Source organism: Ferrovibrio sp., from assembly GCF_017994015.1.
GTDB lineage: Bacteria > Pseudomonadota > Alphaproteobacteria > Ferrovibrionales > Ferrovibrionaceae > Ferrovibrio.
Genome location: NZ_JAGOLP010000003.1, coordinates 162,716 through 185,434 on the forward strand (window position 1 = coordinate 162,716; position 22,719 = coordinate 185,434).

General features: G+C 63.6%; 24 protein-coding genes and 1 riboswitch. Of the genes, 16 read left to right on the plus strand and 8 right to left on the minus strand.

All coding sequences use genetic code 11. The features are described from left to right. The first annotated feature begins 4 nt into the window (after positions 1-4). The 9 genes from KBB36_RS03650 to KBB36_RS03690 all read left to right on the plus strand — a co-directional run bounded on the left by KBB36_RS03650 (position 5) and on the right by KBB36_RS03690 (position 6,411). On the plus strand, positions 5-283 hold the full coding sequence (locus tag KBB36_RS03650; RefSeq protein ID WP_290977015.1) for an AtpZ/AtpI family protein: 279 nt from the start codon (positions 5-7) through the stop codon (positions 281-283). Next, entirely contained in the window at positions 280-576 is a 297-nt protein-coding gene (locus tag KBB36_RS03655) for a hypothetical protein (protein ID WP_290977018.1), read from the plus strand. The genes KBB36_RS03650 and KBB36_RS03655 overlap by 4 nt, the downstream gene beginning before the upstream one ends. A 10-nt stretch (positions 577-586) precedes the next feature. Beyond that, the gene (locus tag KBB36_RS03660) at positions 587-1,300 is read left to right on the plus strand and encodes a F0F1 ATP synthase subunit A (RefSeq protein ID WP_290977021.1); all 714 of its coding nucleotides are present in this window, start codon (positions 587-589) and stop codon (positions 1,298-1,300) included. Further along, complete coding sequence (locus KBB36_RS03665) at positions 1,287-1,532, plus strand: F0F1 ATP synthase subunit C (protein WP_290977024.1); 246 nt, start codon at positions 1,287-1,289, stop codon at positions 1,530-1,532. The genes KBB36_RS03660 and KBB36_RS03665 overlap by 14 nt, the downstream gene beginning before the upstream one ends. 4 nt (positions 1,533-1,536) lie before the next feature. After that, entirely contained in the window at positions 1,537-2,295 is a 759-nt protein-coding gene (locus KBB36_RS03670) for an ATP synthase F0 subunit B (protein WP_290977026.1), read from the plus strand. Then, positions 2,292-3,836: a F0F1 ATP synthase subunit alpha gene (locus KBB36_RS03675; protein WP_290977029.1), complete on the plus strand. Its 1,545-nt coding sequence runs from the start codon at positions 2,292-2,294 to the stop codon at positions 3,834-3,836. Before KBB36_RS03670 ends, KBB36_RS03675 begins: the two co-directional genes overlap by 4 nt. Next, positions 3,833-4,669: a FoF1 ATP synthase subunit gamma gene (locus KBB36_RS03680; RefSeq protein WP_290977031.1), complete on the plus strand. Its 837-nt coding sequence runs from the start codon at positions 3,833-3,835 to the stop codon at positions 4,667-4,669. Before KBB36_RS03675 ends, KBB36_RS03680 begins: the two co-directional genes overlap by 4 nt. 97 nt (positions 4,670-4,766) lie before the next feature. Then, positions 4,767-5,531 carry an SDR family oxidoreductase gene (locus KBB36_RS03685; protein ID WP_290977034.1) on the plus strand — a complete coding sequence of 255 codons (765 nt, stop codon included), beginning with the start codon at positions 4,767-4,769 and terminating at the stop codon, positions 5,529-5,531. Positions 5,532-5,694: 163 nt separating this feature from the next. Continuing rightward, positions 5,695-6,411 carry a hypothetical protein gene (locus KBB36_RS03690; RefSeq protein ID WP_290977037.1) on the plus strand — a complete coding sequence of 239 codons (717 nt, stop codon included), beginning with the start codon at positions 5,695-5,697 and terminating at the stop codon, positions 6,409-6,411. Between the two features lie 51 nt (positions 6,412-6,462). Here KBB36_RS03690 and KBB36_RS03695 read toward each other — a convergent pair whose 3' ends face one another. The 5 genes from KBB36_RS03695 to KBB36_RS03715 form a co-directional block, all read right to left on the minus strand. After that, entirely contained in the window at positions 6,463-7,446 is a 984-nt protein-coding gene (locus KBB36_RS03695; RefSeq protein WP_290977039.1) for a tripartite tricarboxylate transporter substrate binding protein, read from the minus strand. Between the two features lie 43 nt (positions 7,447-7,489). Further along, positions 7,490-8,635 carry an acetyl-CoA acetyltransferase gene (locus KBB36_RS03700; RefSeq protein WP_290977041.1) on the minus strand — a complete coding sequence of 382 codons (1,146 nt, stop codon included), beginning with the start codon at positions 8,633-8,635 and terminating at the stop codon, positions 7,490-7,492. After that, a complete protein-coding gene (locus KBB36_RS03705; protein ID WP_290977044.1) occupies positions 8,635-9,021 on the minus strand; it encodes a Zn-ribbon domain-containing OB-fold protein in 387 nt (128 codons plus the stop codon). The genes KBB36_RS03700 and KBB36_RS03705 overlap by 1 nt, the downstream gene beginning before the upstream one ends. A 203-nt stretch (positions 9,022-9,224) precedes the next feature. Beyond that, on the minus strand, positions 9,225-10,010 hold the full coding sequence (locus KBB36_RS03710; RefSeq protein ID WP_290977047.1) for a GntR family transcriptional regulator: 786 nt from the start codon (positions 10,008-10,010) through the stop codon (positions 9,225-9,227). Between the two features lie 96 nt (positions 10,011-10,106). Beyond that, positions 10,107-11,597 (minus strand): cobyric acid synthase, encoded by a 1,491-nt coding sequence (locus KBB36_RS03715; protein ID WP_290977050.1) that lies wholly within the window; start codon positions 11,595-11,597, stop codon positions 10,107-10,109. A gap of 72 nt (positions 11,598-11,669) precedes the next feature. Between KBB36_RS03715 and cobU the strand changes: the two genes are divergently transcribed. Further along, positions 11,670-12,194, plus strand: a complete 525-nt coding sequence (gene cobU, locus KBB36_RS03720) for a bifunctional adenosylcobinamide kinase/adenosylcobinamide-phosphate guanylyltransferase (protein ID WP_290977052.1) — start codon at positions 11,670-11,672, stop codon at positions 12,192-12,194. Here cobU and cbiB read toward each other — a convergent pair. Genes cbiB through KBB36_RS03735 form a run of 3 tightly spaced genes read right to left on the minus strand, consistent with a single transcriptional unit; the run spans position 12,180 to position 14,723 of the window. Beyond that, a complete protein-coding gene (gene cbiB, locus KBB36_RS03725) occupies positions 12,180-13,145 on the minus strand; it encodes an adenosylcobinamide-phosphate synthase CbiB (RefSeq protein ID WP_290977055.1) in 966 nt (321 codons plus the stop codon). The two genes, cobU and cbiB, sit on opposite strands and share 15 nt — an antisense overlap. Then, the gene (cobO, locus tag KBB36_RS03730) at positions 13,145-13,762 is read right to left on the minus strand and encodes a cob(I)yrinic acid a,c-diamide adenosyltransferase (protein WP_290977057.1); all 618 of its coding nucleotides are present in this window, start codon (positions 13,760-13,762) and stop codon (positions 13,145-13,147) included. Before cobO ends, cbiB begins: the two co-directional genes overlap by 1 nt. Next, the gene (locus KBB36_RS03735) at positions 13,755-14,723 is read right to left on the minus strand and encodes an aminotransferase class I/II-fold pyridoxal phosphate-dependent enzyme (protein ID WP_290977059.1); all 969 of its coding nucleotides are present in this window, start codon (positions 14,721-14,723) and stop codon (positions 13,755-13,757) included. The genes cobO and KBB36_RS03735 overlap by 8 nt, the downstream gene beginning before the upstream one ends. 85 nt (positions 14,724-14,808) lie before the next feature. Here KBB36_RS03735 and cobT point away from each other — a divergent pair, with 85 nt between their 5' ends. The 6 genes from cobT (at position 14,809) to KBB36_RS03765 (ending at position 22,717) form a co-directional block, all read left to right on the plus strand. Then, positions 14,809-15,828, plus strand: a complete 1,020-nt coding sequence (gene cobT / locus KBB36_RS03740; protein WP_290977061.1) for a nicotinate-nucleotide--dimethylbenzimidazole phosphoribosyltransferase — start codon at positions 14,809-14,811, stop codon at positions 15,826-15,828. Continuing rightward, on the plus strand, positions 15,825-16,607 hold the full coding sequence (locus tag KBB36_RS03745; protein ID WP_290977063.1) for an adenosylcobinamide-GDP ribazoletransferase: 783 nt from the start codon (positions 15,825-15,827) through the stop codon (positions 16,605-16,607). Before cobT ends, KBB36_RS03745 begins: the two co-directional genes overlap by 4 nt. Further along, positions 16,596-16,792: riboswitch (cobalamin riboswitch) on the plus strand. (Overlaps the previous gene by 12 nt.) A 104-nt stretch (positions 16,793-16,896) precedes the next feature. Continuing rightward, positions 16,897-17,268, plus strand: coding sequence for a DUF1636 domain-containing protein (locus KBB36_RS03750; RefSeq protein ID WP_290977066.1), 372 nt, complete (start codon positions 16,897-16,899; stop codon positions 17,266-17,268). Between the two features lie 4 nt (positions 17,269-17,272). Beyond that, complete coding sequence (gene cobW, locus KBB36_RS03755; protein ID WP_290977069.1) at positions 17,273-18,322, plus strand: cobalamin biosynthesis protein CobW; 1,050 nt, start codon at positions 17,273-17,275, stop codon at positions 18,320-18,322. Further along, positions 18,306-21,674 (plus strand): cobaltochelatase subunit CobN, encoded by a 3,369-nt coding sequence (gene cobN, locus KBB36_RS03760; RefSeq protein WP_290977072.1) that lies wholly within the window; start codon positions 18,306-18,308, stop codon positions 21,672-21,674. The genes cobW and cobN overlap by 17 nt, the downstream gene beginning before the upstream one ends. After that, positions 21,671-22,717 (plus strand): hypothetical protein, encoded by a 1,047-nt coding sequence (locus KBB36_RS03765; RefSeq protein ID WP_290977075.1) that lies wholly within the window; start codon positions 21,671-21,673, stop codon positions 22,715-22,717. Before cobN ends, KBB36_RS03765 begins: the two co-directional genes overlap by 4 nt. Positions 22,718-22,719: the final 2 nt, after the last annotated feature.

A 22,719-nucleotide genomic window follows, 5' to 3' on the forward strand; every position in this document is an offset into this window, starting at 1 on the left:
ATCGATGCCGGAAAAACCTGGAGGGGGCCTGCTGGATCGGATCCGGCAAACATTGGCGCGCCGCCAGCGTCATGCGGCGGAAGGAGAGCCCGGGATTGGCCGCTTCATCGGCCAGATCGGTGTTCTAGGCTGGCTTGTAGTGCTGCCGGTACTGGGCGGCATTCTGCTTGGCCGTTGGCTCGATCACCGTTTCGGCACCGGTGTTTTCTGGACCGCCCCGCTGCTGCTGCTGGGTGCCGTCCTGGGCATGCGTGCCGCCTGGATATGGATGCATCGGCAATGATACTCGATCCGCTCAATCTGCTCCTTGGGCTGCCGCTCGGCCTGGTCTTTGGCCTTTGGCATTTCCACTCCCTGCGCCTTGTGGTGCACCGCCTGCTCGGCACCGGCATGGCGGCCGGGAATGGTGAGGCCGCGCTTTTTCTGCCGGCGCTGTTGCATCTTGGGCGTTTCCTGCTGCTTGGCCTGGCTGTGTGGCTATGTCTGCGTTGGAATGCCGGCCTGCTGCCCGGCGCCTGTATCGGGCTTTTGGCGGCGCGCTGGCTGATTTTGCGCTCTGCCCGGATCCAATCGTAAAGCCTTGGCCATGCTAACCTCGCCTTTTGCGCCAGATATCCTGTTTCACATCGGCCCCGTGCCGGTTGCTTCCGCTGTTGTGGTCACCTGGGGCCTGATGCTAGCGCTCGGGATCGGTTGCAGATTGCTGACCCGGCGCCTGACATTGCGGCCTGAACGTATGCAGGTGTTTCTGGAAAGCATTGTGGGTTTGGTTACGGCAGAGATACGGGACAGTCTGCGCCGCGATCCCCGCCCCTACCTGCCGCTGATCGGCACTCTGTTCATCTTTATCCTGGCCGCCAACTGGTCTTCACTGATCCCTGGGGTGGAACCGCCCACCGCACGGCTTGAAACAGACGCGGCGCTTGCCGGCATTGTCTTCGCCGCTTCCGTGTATTTTGGCATCCACAGCCAGGGCATCACCGGTTATCTGCGCAGCTTCGCCCATCCCAGCATGCTGATGCTGCCAATCAATCTGATCGAGGCGGTGACACGCACGCTGTCTCTGATGCTGCGCCTGTTCGGCAATATTGTAAGCGGCGTTTTTGTGATCGGCATCATCATGTCAATCGCCGGCCTGCTGGTGCCAATACCGCTGATGGCGCTCGATCTGCTCACTGGCGCCGTGCAGGCTTATATCTTCGCCATTCTGGCGCTGATCTTCATCGGCAGCGCCACTACGCCGGAATCACATCAGAAATCCGCCCCGAACCACCAGGAGAAACAGCATGAACTGGATTGAAATCGTCAGCATTATCGCTGCCGCCATGGCCGTATCCTTCGGCGCCATCGGCCCTGCTTTGGCGGAGGGGCGGGCTGTGGCCGCAGCAATGGATGCCATCGCACGCCAGCCGGAGGCCGGCAACACGCTGTCACGCAATCTTTTCGTTGGGCTGGCGATGATCGAAACCATGGCGATCTACTGCCTGGTGGTGGCCCTGCTGCTGCTGTTCGCCAACCCCTTCGTCAAGTAATACCATGCATTTTGATTTCTGGACCCTTGGCTTGCAGGCAGTCAATGTCCTGGTGCTGATCTGGATCCTGCACCGCTTTCTGTTTCGCCCGGTATTGCGCGTGATCGACCAGCGGCAGGCGGCCATTCGCCATACCCTGGATGAAGCCGAGGCCACCCGCCAGGAAGCCAGCACGGCTCGCGATACCGCCGCCGGGCGACTGGCCAATATTCGTTCGGAAGCGGAAACCATTCTGGCGGATGCCCAGGCATTGGCCGCCCAGCATGCTGCGGCACGGCTTGCGGAAGCAGACAGACTGATCGATGAGAAACGCCAGGCGGCCCAGGCCAGCCTGGCAGTTGACCGCGCCGCCGCCGCTTCCGATCTTGTTGATACCGCAGGCCAGCTGGGCACGCAGATTGCACTGAAGCTGCTGGGCCGGCTGCCCGCCGATATCGGCTTCGCGGCCTTTCTCGATGGCCTGGCAACCAGCCTTGAAAGCTCGCCGCCCGCAATCCGGCAGGGACTGACAGATGCCGCGCGCAGCAATCCGGGCCTGGAAATCCACACTGCCGCTCCGCTGCCGGCTGCCGATATGGAACAATGCCGCGCCAGACTGGCGCAGGTTTTTGGCTTCATCCCCAATCTGCGGAGCAATATACGGCCGGAAATTCTAGCCGGTCTGGAATTGCACTCACCGCATTTCAGCCTGACCAATAGCTGGGGCGCTGACTTGGCTGCGCTGAAAATTGCCCTGCGGGCAGAACAGCACAGCATACCATGAACGGGCTGAACACCGACCTGTCCCTCTGGCGGGATCATGCGGCCAGACGCATTGCCGGCACTGCCTTGCAGCCGCATCACGCCGAACGGGGCCGCATCGAATCCATAGCCGACGGCATTGCGCTGGTATCAGGATTGCCAAGCGCCCGGTTGAATGAACTGCTTGTATTGCCGGATAACCGCTTTGGCTTTGTCAGGCATCTGGGTGTAGACACTCTGGCCTGTATTCTGCTCGACAGCGCCGAAGCTATTGAAGCCGGGCAAATTGTTACCGGCACGGGCGATGTGGTGCGCACAGCGGTTGGCGCCGCCCTGCTGGGCCGGGTGGTCGATCCGCTGGGCCGGCCGCTTGACGGCAAGGGCGATATCCCGGCAGCAAGCCACGAGCCGATTGAGCGGGCGGCACCAGGGATCATTGACCGCGACCTGATATCAGAGCCTTTGCAAACCGGTATTCTGGCCGTGGATACAATGTTTCCAATCGGCCGCGGCCAGCGCGAATTGATCGTGGGTGATCGCAGCAGCGGCAAAACCACACTGGCGGTCGATGCCATTCTCAATCAACGCGATAGCGACGTGATCTGCATTTATGTCTCTATCGGACAGAAGATGTCGAATGCCCGCCGCGTCATCGAAACCATTGCGCAGCTGGGGCCTGCCGAAAGATGCATCACTGTGGTCGCCTCGGCCAGCAGCACGCCCGGCATGCAATGGATCGCACCTTTTGCCGGCTTCTCGATTGCCGAGTATTTCCGCGACCGTGGCCAGCACGTGCTGATCGTGCTCGACGATCTTTCCAAACATGCCGCCACCCATCGCGAACTGGCATTGCTGACGCGCCAGCCGCCAGGCCGCGAAGCTTATCCAGGCGATATCTTCTACCTGCATGCGCGATTGCTGGAACGGGCCGCCAAACTCAACGCTGCCCTGGGCGGTGGCTCGCTGACTGCCCTGCCGATTGCCGAGACCGATGCCGGCAATCTCAGTGCCTATATCCCGACCAACCTGATTTCAATCACTGACGGCCAGATTGTTCTGGATGCCAAGCTGTTTCATGAAGGACAAAAACCGGCGGTGGATATCGGTCGTAGTGTCAGCCGTGTTGGCGGGAAGGCGCAATCAGCTTTGCTGCGCCAGGAAGCCGGCATGCTGCGGCTGGATTACGCCCAGTTCCTGGAACTGGAAATCTTCAGCCGGCTGGGCGGCGCCGGTAATCCGCGGCTGCAGCGCCAGATGCAGCGTGGCCGTGCCATCCGCGCCATTCTGGCCCAGCCAGCCAACCAGCCCATGCGATTGGGCGACCAGGCGGCTTTGCTGGTGGCGGTCAGGGAAGGGCATTTCGACGGCATGGCGCCTGAGCAAATTAAGCTCAGTCGGCAACAGCTTGGCGCCTGGCTTGACCGCCATGCCAATGGCATCAACTTGAAAATTGCCGATGGAACGGCCTTGGATGCACCCACCCGGGCCGGATTGCAGGCAACGCTGGCGGCCTATTTCAACAATCCGCTGCATTCCGCAAATATGCCGGAGCCGCTTGCATGACTGCGCTGCTGGCGGAGGTGGAACGGCAACACGCGGCCATGCTGCAATTGGGCAGCCTAATCACTGCCCTGCGCGGTATCGCCGCCGCGCGCGCCGAACAATGCCGTGGCAAACTTCCGGCTATTCACAACTACTCCCGCACCATCGCCAAAGGCATCGGCCGAGCCCTCGACCTGCAAAGCGCAGATTACTCCCCGCCGCCGGCCGGCCGGCATGCCACGATCCTGTTTGGCAGCGAACAGGGATTTGTAGGCAACCTGAATGAGCAGTTATGGTCTGCGGTGGCGGCGCTGGATACTGCCGGCGACCTGCTGGTTCTGGGGCGGCGTATGGCGGAACTGGGCCACGAACGCGGCACCAGCATCACCACCGCTTTGCCAATGGCTGTTCATGCGGATTCAATGCCCGGGATCGCCATCGGCATAGCAGATTGGCTGTATCGGCGCGTCGAGACACATCAGGTGACCCATGCGCGCATCATTTTTGCTCAGGCGCAGTCAGCCAACACCATCACGTTGAGCCAGCGGCAAATTCTGCCTTTTGACTTTAGCCGTTTCCCGCGCCTGCACCGGCACTTGCCGACGCATCACTATCTGCCCGCGGAAAAACTGATCGAGCAGATTGCTGCCGAATATGTTTTTGCCGAAATCTGTGAGACCGGCATGCAGGCATTGGCAGCCGAGAACGAAGCCAGGCTCGCTTCGATGGCTGCTGCCAAACGCAATATTGAACAAATGACGGAAGACCTGACTGGCACTGAGCGGCAGTTGCGCCAGGCGGCGATCACCAGTGAATTGCTGGAATTGGCCGCGGCCGGCGGCTTTCAATTCTGAGCCTGTCGGACCAGGCTTTGCAGCTGTGGCTTTACTTCATCTTTGCCACGCACCACCTTGCCCATGAAAAGCAGCACCATCCGATGGGAGGCAGGGAATGTCGGAGCAATCAGATAAGGGCCAGGCCACGCCGCCTGGGCAAGCCAAGGTGGCGTTGGTGATCGGCGCCGGTGATGCCACCGGCGGCGCCATCGCCCGGCGTTTTGCGCGCGGCGGCTATACTGCCTGCCTGACCCGGCGCAATGCCGAAAAGTTGCAGCCGCTGATTGATCAGATAACCGCCGAGGGTGGCCAGGCATTTGGCTTCGGCGTTGATGCGCGCAACGAAGAACAAGCCATTGCGCTGATTGATCGGATCGAGCGCGAGCATGGCCCGATTGAGGTTTTTGTCTTCAATATCGGCGCCAATGCACCGAGCAGCATCCTGGACGAAACCGCGCGCAAATATTTCAAGATCTGGGAAATGGCCTGTTTTGCCGGCTTCCTGAATGCGCGGGAAGTTGCCAATCGCATGGTGCAGCGCGGGCGCGGCAGCATGATCTTCACCGGTGCCACCGCCTCCTTGCGCGGCAGTGCCAACTTTGCAGCCTTCGCCGGCGCCAAGCATGGCCTGCGCGCCCTGGCCCAGAGCATGGCGCGGGAATTGGGGCCGCAAGGCATCCATGTGGCGCATGTGGTGGTGGACGGCGCCATCGACACCGATTTTATCCGCAGCAATTTCCCGGAACGCTACGCGCTGAAAGCGCAGGACGGTATCCTCAACCCGGACCATATCGCCGAAAACTACTGGTTTCTGCACAGCCAGCCGCGTGATGCCTGGACCTTCGAGATGGACCTGCGGCCCTGGATGGAACGCTGGTAGATGCGCGGCAAACAGGAACAAAGATTATTCCCAACGCGCCATCAACATATGCAAGTTATTGTTTATATTGAATAAAATGCTTTGTTCTTATGGAACAAAAAAGGTATATTGCGCGAATTAAAGATCAATGATAGAACATTAAGGGTCACAACGGAGACCCATCATGATCCAGTCTGTTGTTTCCGCCCCTGCCGCGCCGCTTTCTGCCGCTTTCCACCAGCCGGCTTCCGGCCCAGGCAATGGCTCTGCCATCGACCTGCTGCGCGGCAAGCTGGCCAGTTTCACCCGCACACATCTGCGCGCGGCCGGCGAGCGCCGGCTGTTCACCCGCCTGGCGGTGATCGACCAGCATCTGCCCTGGCGCGGCCTGCCGCGGCATGGCCTGCATGAACTGACCGGCGAGATCGGCGCCATCACCAGCTTCCTCGCCGCCTTGCTGGGGCAGGACCGCAAGGCCCGTGAAGTGCTGTGGATCGCGCCGGCACAGCAGCAGCTTTATGCCCCGGCCCTGGCGCGGCTTGGCCTGGCGCATGACCGGCTGACCCTGGCGCATACCCGCCGCGCCGAGGACCGGCTTTATGCCTTTGAGGATGCCTTGCGCGATCTTGGTTATGGCGCCGTGGTGGCCGAGATCGATCAGGCCGATCTGGCCGAAACCCGCCGGCTGCATCTGGCCGCCGAGCAGGGCGGCAGCACCGGCTTCCTGATCCGGCGCGACCACAAGGCGCCCTCTGCGGCACTGACCCGCTGGCAGATCGAGGCCGGCGACGGCCTGCGGCCATGCTGGCGCATATCGCTGCTGCGTTGCCTGAACGGCCAGCCGGCAAACTGGCTGGTGGAATGGGATGTAATGGCCGGCGGTTTCCGCCTGGCTGCCTGATGCATCACGCGGCGGCGGCCAGAGCAGCCGCCGCCGCGATTTGCCTCTATCTTAATCCGCCTTGATATTGCCTTTGGCCACCACTTCCGCCAGGGCTTCGGTTTCTTCCTTGATCTTGGCGGCGAATTGCGCCGGCGACTGGGTCAGGATCGAACCCTGCGGTTCCAGCTTGGCGCGCACCGCCAGCACGTTGGTGGCGGCAATGATTTCGCGGCTGAGCAGATCGACGATCTCTACCGGCGTGGCTTTGGGCAGGAAGATGCCGACCCAGAAGCTGATGTCAAAGCCGGGGAAGCCGAGTTCGGCCACGGTGGGCACATCCGGCAATGCCGGCAGGCGCTGGGCCGAGGAAACCGCCAGGGCACGCAACTTGCCGGCCTTGACATGCGGCACCGCCGAAAGCGTATCGAAAATCACCGTCACTTCCTTGGTGAAGGCGGCGGTCTGCGCCGCAGCAGCGCCACGATACGGCACATGGATCATCTGGATGCCGGCCTTCTGGCTCAGCAATTCAAAAGCCAGGTGCGTGATGTTGCCATTGCCGGCCGAGCCATACGGCACTTCACCGGGCTTCGACTTGGCCAGCGCAACCAGATCCTTCAGGCTTTTGATACTGGCGCCCTGCGGATGTTCGGGATTCACCGCCAGGATCAGCGGCACCGAGATCACCGTGGTGATCGGCGCAAAATCGCTCTGCGGCTTGTATTTCAAATCCTTGAACAGCGTCGGGTTCAGCGTGATGGTGCTGCTGTTGCTGACAAATACCGAATAGCCATCGGGTTCGGCGCGGGCGACGCTTTCGGCGGCGATCATGCCGTTGGCGCCAGTGCGGTTTTCCACCACAAAGGGCTGGCCCAGCTTGGTGGCCAGATGCTCGCCAATAATACGCGCCACCACATCAATGGTGCCACCCGGGCTGAAACCCACGACCAGCTTGACCGGCCGGCTGGGATAAGACTGCGCCATTGCTGCTGTGGACAGGCCCGCTACGGCAAGGCCAAGCAACGCAGCGCGCAAGGTGTTGACGAATTTCATTCTGTGTTTCCTCCGGTTTTTGGTTTTTGTTTATGAAAAATCGTTACAGCGTGGCTTTGCTGCCCAGAATGTTGGTGACCTGGCTGGAAAACACACCGCCGCTGCCCTGGCACAAAGCCAGTTCGGCACCCTGCACCTGGCGGTCGCCGGCTTCGCCACGCAATTGCCGGATCGCTTCCACCAAAGTGAACAGGCCATACATGCCGGGATGGCAGCAGGACAGGCCGCCGCCATTGGTGTTGACCGGCAGATCACCGCCCGGCCCTATATGGCCATCGGCAACGAAGCGGCCGCCCTCGCCCTTGGGGCAGAAGCCGAGGTCTTCCAGCAGCATCACGGTGTTGATGGTGAAGGCATCGTAGAGCTGCACCACATCGATATCCGCCGCGCTGGTGCCGGCTTCAGCATGGGCACGACGGCCGGAAGCCAAAGCCGCCGTGTGGCAGAGATCAGGCATGGCGGAAATTGCCTTATGGCCGATTTCGGCCGCAGCACCGAGCAGGTAGACCGGCGGCTTCGCCGTATCGCGAGCCAGATCGGCGCGGGTCATGATCACGGCCGCCGCGCCATCGGTGACCAGGCAACAATCCAGCTTGCCGAGCGGATCGGAGACCAGCGGCGCCGCCAGCACGGCATCGCGGCTCAGCGGATTGCGGGCGAAAGCCTCCGGGTTGAGCCGCGCCCAGTCGCGTGCCGCCACCGCCACGGCGGCGAGCTGTTCGCGCGTGGTGCCGAATTCATGCATATGGCGCGCGGCTGCCAGGGCATAGGAGCTGACCGGAAACCGCGCCGCATAGGGCGCCTCAAGGTCAGACCAGTTACCCGCCACCGAGGTTTGCAGCCGGCCAAGGGCGCTGCGCTGGTTACTGGCGTAGCAGATCAGCGCCACATCGCAGAGCCCGGCATTCAGCGCCAGCGCGGCCTGTTGCGTATGGCACAGGAAAGACGAACCGCCAACCCGGGTATTCTCGGAAAACCTTGGCTGGATGCCGAGATATTCGGCGAAAGCCAGGGTGGAGAGGAATTCCTGCTGCATGCCGACAAACAGGCCATCAACCTGGCGCAGTGACAAACCGGCATCGGCGGCAGCTTGCCGCGCCACCAGCGCCATCATCTCCAGCGCGCTATAGCCCCGGGCGCCCTGGATGAAGCCGGTGGCGGCACCGGCAAAGGCCACGCTGCCACGCATCAAGCTGCCTCCGGCAGGAATACCGGCGCCAACTGGCCGTTCACATCGGCAATCCTCACCTGCACACGCAAACCGATGGCCACCTGCTCGGGCGCCAGACCATCGACGCGCGACATCAGCCGCACACCTTCATCCAGTTCGATCAAGGCGACATTATAAGGCCCACCCTTATCGGCCGGGCGGCGCACCACGGTGGTGGAATAGACCACGCCGCGCCCGCTGGGCTGCACCCAGCGCAACGCCGTACTGGCACAATGCGGGCAGACCACACGCGGATAAAACACATGCTTGCCGCAATCGGCGCAATGCTGAATCTGAAACTGGCCGGCCTTCAGCCCGGCCTCATAGGCCGCCATGGCCGCACCAATCGGCGCCTCCGTCAGCATGGCTTTCCCATCCTCCGTTTTGGGCCGGCACTGGGCGGCGGCCTGGAACAGAATAGATGACAAATTTTATGTCATCTGAAAACTGTCTACATATATTTTTGAAAGTAATGCCTTTTCACCACAGCGTCAACGCAGAAATCTCAGCAACGCTATGCTGGCGGCCTATGCAGGGCTGGTGAATGCAATATGGCTAAAGCGGCCGGCTAAGCTTCGGCGCGGATGCGCGGCTTGCGCTTGGCATGGGCGCCAAGCCCGGTGCTTGGCGGGGCGGCTGCCGGCGCCAGCATGGCCTGGGCCGCAGCATGCTGCTCAATCTCGCGCTGCTCATGCTCTTCCACATAGGCGCGGGCATTACGCAGATGCTGACGCATGGCGGCTTCGGCACGATCAGGGTCGCGGCTGGCAATGGCCTCCACGATGGCCTGATGTTCCTTGAAAGCCTGCACCGCACGGCCGGCCCGGGTGCTCGACTTGAAGCGGTAGACCCGCAATAGGTCGTAAAGCCCGTCGCACAGCATGTCGATCAGCCAGTTATTGCGGCTGCCTTTGACGATGCAGAAGTGAAAATCCTGGTCCTTCGGATTCTGGTAATAGCTGGTGCCTTCCACCACGCCATCCTGCCGGCCATGCTCGGCCAGCAGCCGGCGCAATTCGACAATTTCCTTGTCGGTCATCGCCTGGGCAGCCAGCCGGCAGGCCATGCCCTCCAGCGCCTCGCGCACTTGCAGCAGGTTCTTCAGATCCTGGATCGAAACATTAGCCACATGCACGCCGATATTCGGCGTACGTTGCAACAGCTTGCGGCCTTCAAGCCGGCGGATCGCCTCGCGCAGCGGACCACGGCTGACCCCCAAAGCCGCCGCCAGGGCCTGTTCGCTGATGCGGCTGCCGGGCTGTAATTCGCCGGCCATGATCGCGGCTTCAAGCCGCTCGGCTACGGAGTCGACCAAGGATTGCGGCCGTACCTGGCTGGTCAGGATGCTATTCATCGGCTCCGACAGGATTTCAATTCTAAAACAAAGGATTACCGCCTTTTATAATATAATTGTCGGCAGTTTGCACCTGAATTTATCGGTTTCGGCGCCTCAAGCGCTGTGGCCGCGCACCGGGGCGGCCAGCGCCAGCAGCCTATCGGCATCCAGATGCTGCTCCAGATGGGCCGCCAATTCATCCAGGATGGCCTCAACCTGAAGCTCATAGGACACCTGGCTGCGCCGTTCGGGCCGCCATTGCGCCAGAAAATGCCGCCGGAAGGCATCGCTGGCGAACAGGCCGTGCAGATAACAACCCGCCACCAGGCCATCGGCCGAAACCGCCCCATCCAGCCGGCCATCGGCAAAACGCAGCAAGGGCCGCGCCAGGGCCGTGCCAAGGCTGCGCCCGGCATGGATTTCATAGCCCTGCACCGGCACAGCATCGATCAGGGTTTCACCCTGCATCGGCCCAACGATCTTATGCGCATCCAGGCTGGTTTCCAGATCAAGCAGGCCAAGGCCGGCGATGCGGCCGGGCGGACCTTCCAGGCCGAGCGGATCGTCGATCCAGCGCCCCAGCATCTGATAGCCGCCGCAAATGCCGAATACCGGTTTGCCCTGGCGGTGATGCGCCAGCAGATCGATATCCCAGCCCTGCTGGCGCATAAAAACCAGATCGGCAATGGTGGTTTTGGAACCAGGCAGCAGGATCAAGTCGGCATCCTGCGGCAAGGGCCGGCCGGCAGCGATGAATTCCACCGCCACATCGGCTTCACTGGCCAGCGGGTCAAGATCGTCGAAATTGGCGATACGCGGAAAACGCGGCACAATGATGCGGAAGCCGGCACCCTGGCGCACCTGGCGCTGTTCGATCTGCATCGCATCTTCCGCCGGCAGCAGGCCGGCGCGCGGCAGCCAGGGAATCAGCCCCAGCCCGGGCCAGCCGGTATCCTGTTCGATCCGCGCCATGCCGGCCTCAAACAAAGCCGGATCGCCGCGAAACTTGTTGACGATAAAACCCCGAATCAGCGCCACATCGGCTGGCGCCAGCACCGCCTTGGTGCCAACCAGGCTGGCGATCACACCGCCGCGCTCGATATCACCCAGCAGCACCACCGGCAGGCCGGCGGCATGGGCAAAGCCCATATTGGCAATGTCATTGGCGCGCAGATTCACTTCCGCCGGGCTGCCGGCACCTTCCACCAGCAGCAGATCGGCCTCGGCGGCAAGTAGCTGAAAACTATGCAGCACCGCCGGCATCAGGCTCTGGCGCTCGGCAAAATACTGCCGCGCCTGGCTCTGGCCCAGCACGCGGCCCTGCACCACCACCTGCGCCCCGGTATCGCTTTGCGGCTTGAGCAGCACCGGATTCATATGGACCGAAGGCGCGGCAAAACAGGCCCGTGCCTGCAAAGCCTGGGCGCGGCCAATCTCGCCGCCATCCGGCGTGGCGGCGGCGTTGTTGGACATATTCTGTGGCTTGAATGGCCGCACCCGCAGCCCACGGCGCGCAAACAGCCGGCACAGGCCGGCCACGATCAGCGACTTGCCGGCATCGGAATGGGTGCCCTGGATCATCAAGGCGACGGGCGGCTGAGCCATGGTGCCGTTTCGGTTGCGGATGTTATAGGGTTCGGGCCTAGGGTGCGGACCCTAGCTTGTATCGGAATTGAAATGCCCGGAACAACCCTCATCCTTGGCGGCGCCCGTTCGGGCAAGAGCCGTTTTGCCGAAAGCCTGCTGGCCGACAAGCCGGGCGATGCCCGACTCTATCTGGCCACCGCCGAGGCGCGCGATGCCGAAATGGCCGAACGCATTGCGCGCCATCGCGCTGATCGCGGCAGCGCCTGGATCACCATCGAGGAGCCACTCGAAATCGCCCCGATCATCCAGCGCGAATGTGGCCTGGGCCGGTATGTGCTGGTGGAATGCCTGACATTGTGGCTTAGCAATCTGATGGAAGCCGGCCGCGATGTGGCGGCGGAAACCGGCCGGCTTTGCGCCGCACTGCCGCAGCCGGGCAGCGCCGGCGGTGCCGTGCTGGTCAGCAACGAAGTTGGCCTGGGTATCATGCCGATGAATGCATTGGCGCGGGCTTTCGGCGATGAAGCCGGGCGCCTGAATCAGCGCATCGCCGCCGCCGCAGACAAAGCCTATTTCATCGCTGCCGGCCTGCCGCTGAAGCTAAAGGGCGAGTGAAAGGCCCCAGGCCACGGCCAGGCCCGACCATAACAGCAGCAGGCATTGCCGATAGAGCCGCAGGGCGGCGCGGATATCTGCGGCGCCGGCCTCAGGCCGGCCATCGCCCATCCAGGCATCAGCCACGATTTCGCCGGCATAGCGGCGCGGCCCGGCCAGGCGCAGGCCCAATGCCTGTGCCATCGCCGCTTCCGGCCAGCCGGCATTGGGCGAACGATGCCGTGGCGCATCGCGCCAGATCACCCGCCAGGCAGCAACCAGCCGGCCCGGCGCCACAAGACTGAGCAGCAAGGCGCTGAGCCGCGAGGCCGGCAGATTGACCAGATCGTCGATCCGCGCTGCCGCCCAGCCGAAGGCCAGATAGCGCGGACTCTTGTGACCGATCATGCTATCGGCGGTGTTGATTGCCTTGTAGAGCAGGATGCCCGGCAGGCCGCCCAGCAACAGCCAGAAAAACGGTGCCACCACACCATCGGAAAAATTCTCGGCCAGACTTTCTATCGCCGCACGCGCCACACCGGCTTGATCCAGGCTTTGCGGATCACGGCCAACAATCTGGCTGACTGCTTCGCGCCCGGCTGCCAGACCGCCGGTTTCCAGCCCCAGGGCCACGGCGGCCACATGGCGCCCCAGACTCTGCTGCGCCAGTAGTGAGCAGGCCAGGGCGGCTTCCAGCAGAATGCCGTAGGGCAAAGCCCGCAAAATCTGGCTGATCGCAAAGCCGATGCCGCCGCAGACAACAAGCAGCACCAGCAAAGCCAGTACACCGCCGGCGCGGCGCCAGAAAAAAGACCAGGCAGTGTGGTTCAGGCTCCGTTCCAACAGGCTGATCAGGGCGCCGATCCACACCACCGGATGACGGATGATACGGAACAGCAAATCCGGATAACCGCAGGCGGCTTCCAGCAGCAAAGCCAGCAGGCCCAGTAGCAGATGGTCGCTGAGCGGCATCAGAATTCTATGCCGCGCTGTGGCTTCACACCCTGGCGGAAGGGATGTTTGAGCAATGTCATCTCGGTGGCCAGATCGGCCAGCTCAAGCAATTCCGGCTTGGCATTGCGGCCGGTTATCACCACATGCTGTGCCGGCAATTTGGCCTGCAATGCCGCCAGCACCTCGTCCAGTGCAAGATAATCATAGCGCAGCGCGATATTCAGTTCATCCAGCAGCACAAAATCAAAGCCCGGGTCTTGCAGCATCGCCACCGCTTCGGCCCAGGCGGCCTGCGCGGCGGCGATGTCGCGGACACGATCCTGGGTTTCCCAGGTAAAGCCTTCGCCCATGCTGACAAAACGGCACAATTCTGGAAAGCGATTGAAAAACAGCTTCTCGCCGGTGGGCCGATCCCCCTTGATGAACTGCACCACACCAACCCGCAGGCCCCAGCCCAGGCAACGCAGCGCCATGCCAAAAGCCGCCGAGGATTTGCCCTTGCCATTGCCGCTATGCACGATCAGCAGGCCCTTCTCCACGGTCTTCTCTGCCATCATACGGTCGCGTGCGGCCTTGATGCGGGCTTTCTTCTCGGCATGCTGGCGATTGATTTCCACTTCGTCGGCTTCAGTCATCATAAGCCTCCAATGCCGCTTGCAGGCGCTGCCATTCAGCATCAGCGCCAGGCAAGCCAAGGCGCAGCCAGCTGCTGTCATAGGCGAAGATACGCGTGAGAATGCCATGCCGCGCCAGATGGCGGAACAGGCGTGGTGCGCGGCGATCTGCAATCAGGCGAAACAGATCGGTGCCGCCGGCGGCATGCCAGCCGAACCGGGCCAACAGCTCATCCAAGCGTTGCCGTGCCGTAGCAAGATGCTGGCCGGTTGCCGCGATCCAGGCATCGTCGCCATAGGCCCGGCAGGCCACATGCAGCGCCAGCGCATTAACCGGCCAGGCCCCCAGCGCATCGCGCAATCGCGCCGCCCAAGCCGCTGAGGCCACGGCAAAGCCGAAGCGCAATCCCGGCAGACCAAAGAATTTTCCGAAGGAATACAGCGACACGATATTCGCGTTATCGGCGGCTGGCGCAAACGGCGCGAAGGCGCGGTCCAGCACCAGCAGGCCATCCGGTGGCGCTGCCATGTCGAACACCCGGCCATCGGGATTATTGGGCGATACGATCACCCGCACTGCCGCCGGCTCGGAGAGCGGATTTTGGCTCGGCATCACCTGATGCCCGGCCAAGGCCCAGGCCTCGGCATGGCCGCCATAGCTCGGCGCCAGGATTGCCACGCGGTCCGGCGGCAGCAGGCGCGGCAACAAACGGATCAGGCTCTCACTGCCCGGCGCCAGCACGATGCGGTGCGGCTGATCCAGACCGAGTCGCTTGGCAATGGCGTGGCACAAAGCGGCTTCCAGCGCTGCATCCGGCAGGCGGTGCAGATCGGCCATATCCTGCGGCAAGAGCGGATAGGGCCAGGGGTTGATGCCTGTGCTGAGATCAAGCCACGGCCTGGGCGCGGCCGGAAACCGCGCTTCAGCCCAACTCAGATTGCCGCCATGGGCGGGATAGGAAACAGCCGCATCATCTGTCATCGCGGCGCAGCCTATAGCAAAGGCCGCCGCTTGCAATAAAGGGCCGGGCCGGTATGGTCGGCGCCATTCTTCAGGATTTGCCGCCATGTCAGACCAACTGCGCCAGAAATTGCAAAGCCGTATCGACGGCAAGACCAAGCCGCCAGGCTCGCTGGGGCGGCTGGAGCATCTGGCGCTGCGCCTGGGCCTGATCCAGCAGAGCGAGCAGCCAAGCATCCAGCTTCCCAGCCTGGTGGTGTTTGCCGGCGATCATGGCGCCGCCAGCGCCGGCATTTCAGCCTATCCGCAGGATGTGACCTGGCAGATGGTGCTGAACTACCTGCAAGGTGGCGCCGCCGTGAATGTGTTTGCCCGCCAGGCCGGCTGGAACCTGCTGGTGGTGGATGCCGGCGTGAAGCATGATTTCGGCATCATGCCGGGGCTGCTGGATCGCAAGATCGCGCCCGGCACGGCGAATTATCTGCATGAACCGGCGATGACACCGGCGCAATGCACGGCGGCCCTGGCTGCCGGCCGCGCCATCGTGGCAGACTTGGCGGCGCAGGGCTGCACCTTGCTGGGCCTGGGTGAGATGGGCATCGGCAATACCGCCGCTGCCTCGCTGCTGGCGCATCGCCTGCTGGGCCTGCCGCTGGCCGATCTGGTGGGGCGCGGCACCGGGCTGGATGATGCCGGCCTGGCGCGCAAGACCGCCTTGCTGGAACAGGCCTCATTGCGCTGCCCGGAAAACCTGAACGCCTTTGAGACGCTGCGGCAATTCGGCGGCTTCGAGATAGCCATGATCTGCGGCGCCATGCTGGAAGCCGCCGAACGCCGCATCGTCATCCTGGTGGATGGCTTTATCGTTACCGCCGCCCTGCTGGTGGCACGCGGCATGGCACCCGCTGTTGTTGATGCCTGCCTCTATGCGCATTGCTCCGAGGAACGCGGCCATCGGCTGCTGCTCCAGCATCTGCAAGCCGAACCGCTGCTTGATCTGGGCCTGCGCCTGGGTGAAGGCACCGGCGCGGCACTGGCCCTGCCGCTGGTGCAGGCGGCGGCAGCCTTCCTGGCTGAGATGGCAAGTTTTGACGATGCCGGTGTCAGCCAGCAGACAACGCCATGATCGGCCAGGAAATCCGCCTGCTGCTCACTGCCGTGCAGTATTTCACCCGGCTGCCGGTGCCGGCCTGGATCGGCCATGGTCCGGCACAGCTTAATCAGGCGGCGCGTTATTTCCCGGCCGTCGGTGTGCTGGTGGGGGGCGTGGCGGCCTTGGTACTGTGGCTGGCAGCGCTGGTGGCGCCACTGCCCATCGCGGTACTGCTCAGCATGATGGCGGGTATTCTGCTCACCGGCGGCTTTCACGAGGATGGCCTGGCCGATAGCTGCGACGGTTTTGGCGGCGGCTGGCAGCGCGAAGATGTGCTGCGCATCATGAAGGACTCGCGCCTGGGCAGCTTCGGCGCGCTGGGGCTGTTTCTGGTGCTGGGGCTGAAAGCAGCTTTGCTGATGGCGCTGCCGCTGGCCTGGCTGCCGGCAATCCTGGTGGCAGCACATGGCTACAGCCGCTGGCTGCCCATGCTGCTGATCTGGCGCCTGGATTATGTGCGCGATGAAGATGCGGCAAAGGCCAAGCCGATGGTGCAGGCAATGGCGCCGGCCAGCCTGATCATTGGCGCAGCATGCGGCATCCTGCCGGCGCTGCTGCTGCTGCACGACCTGGCGCTGCCCGGCCTGCTGCTGGGCCTGCCCCTGGCTGTGCTGCTGGGGCTGTATTGCCGCAAGCGGATCGGCGGCTATACCGGCGACGCTTTGGGCGCAGTACAGCAACTGACTGAAATCGCCTTCTATTTTGGCTGTGGCCTGATCCTGTGGCACAGCCCGGGCATCGCTGCCGGTTGACAGCACGGCATCGCAAGCGATATGGCCTAGGGCGACGGATACGGGAATGCGGTGCCAAGCCGCAGCTGCCCTCGCAACTGTAAGCGACGAGTCCGCGCCAGAATGCCACTCGGCAAAAGCCGGGGAAGGCGGCGCGCGATGATGACCCGCAAGCCAGGAAACCTGCCGTCGATGCCTATGAGCCGTGCGGACGGGGTGCGCCGCTGCGGTTTAGTTACGGACGGCCAATGCGGGCATTTTATGCCTGTTTCCCGCCCGACATGCATCCCGCGAATGAGGAAAGCTGTCGGTGGCCACCATCCTGCATGTCTGCACATCCTGCCGCCCGCCAGATCATCCTGGCGATACTGGCGCACGCCCCGGCCAGGACATGCTGGCCTGGCTGAGCGCAGCCATCCCCGCAGATGCACAAATCAGCCTGCACGGCGCCAGTTGCCTTTCGGTCTGCAAACGGCCCTGCACCGTCGCCGTCTCGGCGCCGGGCAAATGGAGCTATGTGATCGGCAATCTTGAACCGGTGCGCGACGGCGCCGCTTTGCTGGATTACCTGGCGCAATATGCCGCCGCAGCCGATGGTGTGACGCCGCTGCGCCAGCGTCCGGCGCCGATCCGCGCCGGCATCATTGCCCGTCTGCCGCCCGCCCCGGCGCAACAAGGATAAAGTCATGGCCGTCACGGCAAAGATTCCCTGCACCATCATCACCGGCTTTCTCGGCGCCGGCAAAACCTCGTTGATCCGTCACCTGATGCAGCATGCCGAAGGCCGCCGCATTGCATTGCTGATCAATGAATTCGGCGATGTGGGTGTGGATGGCGCTATCCTGAAAGCCTGCGGCAATACCGATTGCCCGGAAGAAGCCATCATCGAATTGCCCAATGGCTGCATCTGCTGCACCGTGGCGGATGATTTTCTGCCCGCCATCGAGCGCCTGCTGGCGCTGCCCGGCCGCTTTGACCATATCGTGATCGAAACCTCCGGCCTGGCCCTGCCCAAGCCGCTGGTGAAAGCCTTCGACTGGCCGGCAATCCGCAGCCGGCTGACCGTGGATGGTGTGATAGCCGTGGTGGATGGGCCGGCGGTTGCCGATGGCCGCTTTGCCGAGGATGCCGCCACCCTGCTCCAGCAACGCGCCGAAATCGGCCTGATCGATCACGATAACCCGGTGGCCGAGGTTTACGAGGATCAACTGCTCTGCGCCGACATGGTGATCCTGAACAAGACCGACCTGATGGACGCTGCGGCGCGCGAACGGGTACGCGGCAATATCCGCGCCGAACTGGCGCGCCAGGCGGTGCCGATCATCGAAGCCAGCCATGGCGCGGTGGCGCCGGCTGTGCTGCTGGGCCTGGGCGCCGCGGCAGAAGACGATCTGGCCAACCGCCCTTCGCATCATGATGCCGAGGCCGAGCATGACCATGAGGATTTTGAAACCATGGTGCTGGATCTGCCCGCCCTGGCTGATCCGTTGGCCCTGTTACAAGCTTTGGGCGATCTGGCGGAACGCCATAATGTGTTGCGCGCCAAAGGCTATCTGCGCGTGGTCGGCAAGCCGATGCGCTATCTGGCGCAGGCGGTCGGCCCGCGTGTTTCAGGCCATTTTGACGGTGCAGCCCAAGGCAATGAAGGCCGCCTGGTGCTGATCGGCCTGAAAGGCTTCGACCAGGCCGCGATTCGTGGCCAGATTGAGGGAGTTGCACTTGCATCTGTCGGTTAGGCACGCCCAGGCCCTGGATGCCGAGGATGCACCGGTCAACCCGGAGCAGCAACCGGCTGACATTCTGGTGCTGTCCTTCACCGATTCCGATCTCGCCGGCATAGCCGCCGCTTATAATGCCGACCCTGCCGCATCGCCCAGTCTGGCCCTGACCAATCTGGCACCGATGCGGCATCCGCTATCGGTTGACCTCTACATCGAGCAGGTAGCGAGCCAGGCCAAGGTGATCCTGGCGCGCCTGCTGGGCGGGCATGATTGGTGGCCTTATGGCGCCGAGGAACTGGCCCGGCTGGCGCGCGAGCGCGGGATTGCGCTGCTGCTTCTGAGCGGTGATGGCCGGCATGATGAACGCCTGACCGCACTTTCCACCGTGGCACCGGCACTGACGGGCGCGGCGCAAGCCTGCTTTGATCATGGCGGCACAGCCAACATTGCCACCCTGCTGCATCTGCTGCGCAGCCTGGCGTGTGGTGAAACGCCCGCGCCTCCGGTTGCGGTAGCCGTACCGCCGGCGGGGCTTTATCGCGCCGAATCTGCCAAGGTGCCGTGCCTGGGCCAAGCCTTGCTGTTATTCTACCGCTCGCATTATCTGGCTGCCGATACCGCGCCGATTGATGCGCTGGTGCTGGCCCTGGCCGAACGCGGCCTGGAAGCGCGCGCCTGCATGCTTACCAGCCTGAAGGACAAGGTTGCTCTGGCCGGCTTGCGCACCATCATCGGCGATGCGGCACCGGATGTGATCCTGGATGCCACAGCGTTTTCTGCCGGCGACGGCCTGCATCCGCTGGCCGATTATGGTGTGCCGATCCTGCAATGCGCCCTGGCCAATACGCCGGAAGCGGCCTGGGCAGCCTCGACGCGCGGTTTATCTGCCAGCGACCTGGCGATGCATGTGGTGCTGCCGGAAGCTGATGGGCGGATATTCACCCGCGCGGTTTCGTTCAAGGGCGAAGCCGGCTTTGATGCCGCCACGCAATACCGCCGCATCGCGCATATTCCATTGCCTGACCGCATCGCCTATGTCGCCGATCTGGCACAAGCCTGGGTCAGGCTTGGCAAAACCGCGCCACGGCAACGCCGACTGGGGCTTGTGCTATCGGATTATCCCGACCGCCAGGGCCGCCAGGGTTATGCCGTGGGCCTGGATGCGCCGCAAAGCGCGCTGGAAATCCTGCATCTGCTGCATGGCGCCGGCTATATGCTTGGCGATCTGCCGCCCGATGCTGCAGCCTTGATGACCCGCCTGGGCGAGACCGAATTCTATCCGCTGACGCGCTATCACCAACGCCTGGCCGCGCTGCCGGCCAGCCTGCGTGATGCGATATGCGCCGCATGGGGTGAGCCGGAACAGGATGCCGACCACATGCCGCAAGGCTTCCGCATCCAGGTGGCACGGCTGGGCCATCTGGTGGCAGCCTTGCAACCGGATCGTGGCGGCAAAGCCGACCGGCGCAGCGATTATCACGATCCTGCGCTGCCGCCGCGCCATGGCTATCTGGCGTTTTATTGGTGGCTGCGCGATGTGGCTAGCATCGATGCGCTGATCCATCTCGGCACCCATGGCAATCTGGAATGGCTGCCGGGCAAGAATGTGGCTTTATCAACGGCCTGCGCGCCGGAAGCCGCGCTTGGCCCGCTGCCGGTGGTTTATCCCTACATCGTCTGCGATCCCGGCGAGGCCGCCCAGGCCAAGCGGCGCCTGGCTGCTGTGACACTGAGCCATCTGACGCCGCCGCTGGCGCCGGTAACCCTGGCGCCGGGCCTGGCCGAGCTGGAAATGCTGGTGGACGAATACAGCGCCGCCGACGGGCTGGATGCGCGCCGCATGCGGCACCTGCGGGGCGAGATCGTGGCGCGGGCGCGTCAGGCCGGCCTGCCAGGCGCAACCGAGGCCGATGCCGACGAGGAAGCCGTGCTGGCGCTGCTGGAGACCCAGCTTTGCGACATCAAGGAGCAGCGTGTCGGCGACGGCCTGCATATTTTTGGCCAGTCACCACCACCCGAACAACTGGCCAGCATGGCGGCGGCGATGGCGGAAGCCGCCGGTGGCGCGGCGGATCAGATGGCAATCGCAGCAAGGCTGCGCGAAGCCGCCGCCAATGAGGCGCATGGCCTGCTGACAGCGCTTTCCGCCGGCTTTGTGGCACCCGGCCCGGGCGGTTCGCCGGTGCGCGGCCGGCTCGATATCCTGCCCACCGGCACCAATATGGTGAGCGTTGATCCGCGCCTGCTGCCCACGCCAACCGCCCATGTCATCGGCCAACGCGCGGCGGCGGAATTTGTGCGCCGCTATCTTCAGGATCATGGCGACTGGCCGCGCCGGGTGATGCTGGACCTATGGGGTTCCGCCAGCCTGCGTAATGGCGGCGACGAAATTGCCCAGGCTTTGTGCCTGATGGGGGTGATGCCGCGCTGGAATACCGCTACCGGCCGGGTCGATGGCTTTGAAATTCTGGCGCCCGAGGCCATGCAATGGCCGCGTGTCGATGTCTGCCTGCGCATTTCAGGCCTGTTCCGCGATATCTTCGCCACCATCATCACGCTGTTTGATGATGCGGTGCGCGCTGTGGCGCGGCTGGCCGAGCCGGATGATGTCAATCCCCTGGCCGGCGCCACACGCGGCCTGGAGGGTGAGGCCCTGCGCGCCGCCACCTGGCGTATCTTCGGCAATGCACCGCAGGCCTTTGGCGCCGGGCTGACCGACATGCTGGATCGTGGCACCTGGCAACAACGCGATGAACTGGGCGCCGCCTATATCGCCGCCTCGCGCTATGCCTATGGCCGCGATGCCTTCGGCCAGCCACAGCAAGCCGCACTGGAGCAACGGATCAGCAGCAGCGATGCCCTGATCCATATGCAGGACCAGCGTATCAGCGACGTGCTGAGCCATGCCGATTTCGCCGATGCTGAAGGCGGCTTTGCCGCTGCTGCTGCTGCACTGGGCGCCAGGCCGGCGCTGTATCATGTTGATAGCAGCCGGGTGACGGCGCTGAAGGTGCGCAGCCTGGCGGAAGAGATTTCACTGACCTTGCAGGCGCGCGCACTCAATCCGCATTGGATTGCCGGCCAGATGCGCCATGGCTATGCCGGCGGCGCCGCGCTGGCCGATACCGTGGATCAGCTCTTTGCCTTTGCCGCCAGCACCGATGCGGTGCAGCCCGGGCAGTTCGAGGCGCTGTATGCGGCCTATTGCAGCGCGCCCGAGGTGAGTGATTTCCTGGCGCAGCATAATCCGGCGGCACAAGCGGCGATGCAGGCGCGTTTCGCCGAGGCGATCCGGCGCGGCCTGTGGAATCCGCGCCGCAATGCCGTGTGGCGCGAATTGGCGCAGCCGCTGGAGGCCGCGCCATGAAGCCGGCACCAAAAGGCTGGTGCCCGACCGCGCGGCGCCCGATGGCCAGCGGCGACGGTCTGCTGCTGCGGCCGCATCTGCGCCACGGCCAATTGCCCGCCGATCTGGCGCGCCACCTGGCCATGCTGGCCGTGCAGTATGGCAATGGCCAGCTTGACCTGACGCAACGCGGCAACCTGCAACTGCGCGGCATCCGGCCGGAACATTACGATGCAATGCTGGCCGCGCTGGAAGCACGCGGCATCGCCGATGCGCCGGCGGCAGCAATCCTGACCAGCCCCTTGGCCGGTCTGGACTCCAGTTGCGCTGATGGCCTCTGGGCTATGGCCGATGCTGTGGAACTTCTGCTGCGGGATGTTGTGCTGCCGGTAAAATTTCTCTGCCTGCTGGATGGCGGCGGTGTATGGCCGCTGCATCTGCCCGCCGACCTGCATTGCCGGCCGCCATTTGATGCAGCGGCAATTGCAGCAGCAATTCAGCACTGCGCCACGCAACCGCGGCGGCGCTTGCCACCGCCAGCAGCCGTGGCGGCACCGGGTTATCTGGCCGCCTGCCATGTGCTGGCCCTGGCACCACCTTATGGCAGCCTGGATGCCGCCATGCTGAACCGCCTGGCCGATCTGAGTGAGCAATATGGCAATGGGCAAATCCGCCTGGCACCCTGGCGCCTGATCCTGCTGCCCGGCCTGGCGCCAGATGCCGTGCCGGCCGCCTGCCGCGCAGCCCAAGCCGCTGGTTTCATCGCCGACGCTGCCGATCCCAGGCGGATGATCCAAGTCTGCCCTGGCGCACCGCATTGCGCCAGCGGCCTGGGCGATACCAGGCAACTCGCCGCCAGGCTGGCACCGCATCTGCCGCAGGATGGCGGCATCACCCATATCGCCGGCTGTGCCAAGGGCTGCGCCCATGGTGGGCCGGCGGCGCGGGTGATCGTGGCCCAGGCCCGGCAGAGTTATGGCCTGGGTTTTGACAGCGCTGCCGATGCCGCCCTGCCATACAACACCCTGCAACCGGACCAACTTTTAGCCATGCTGCCATCATGACC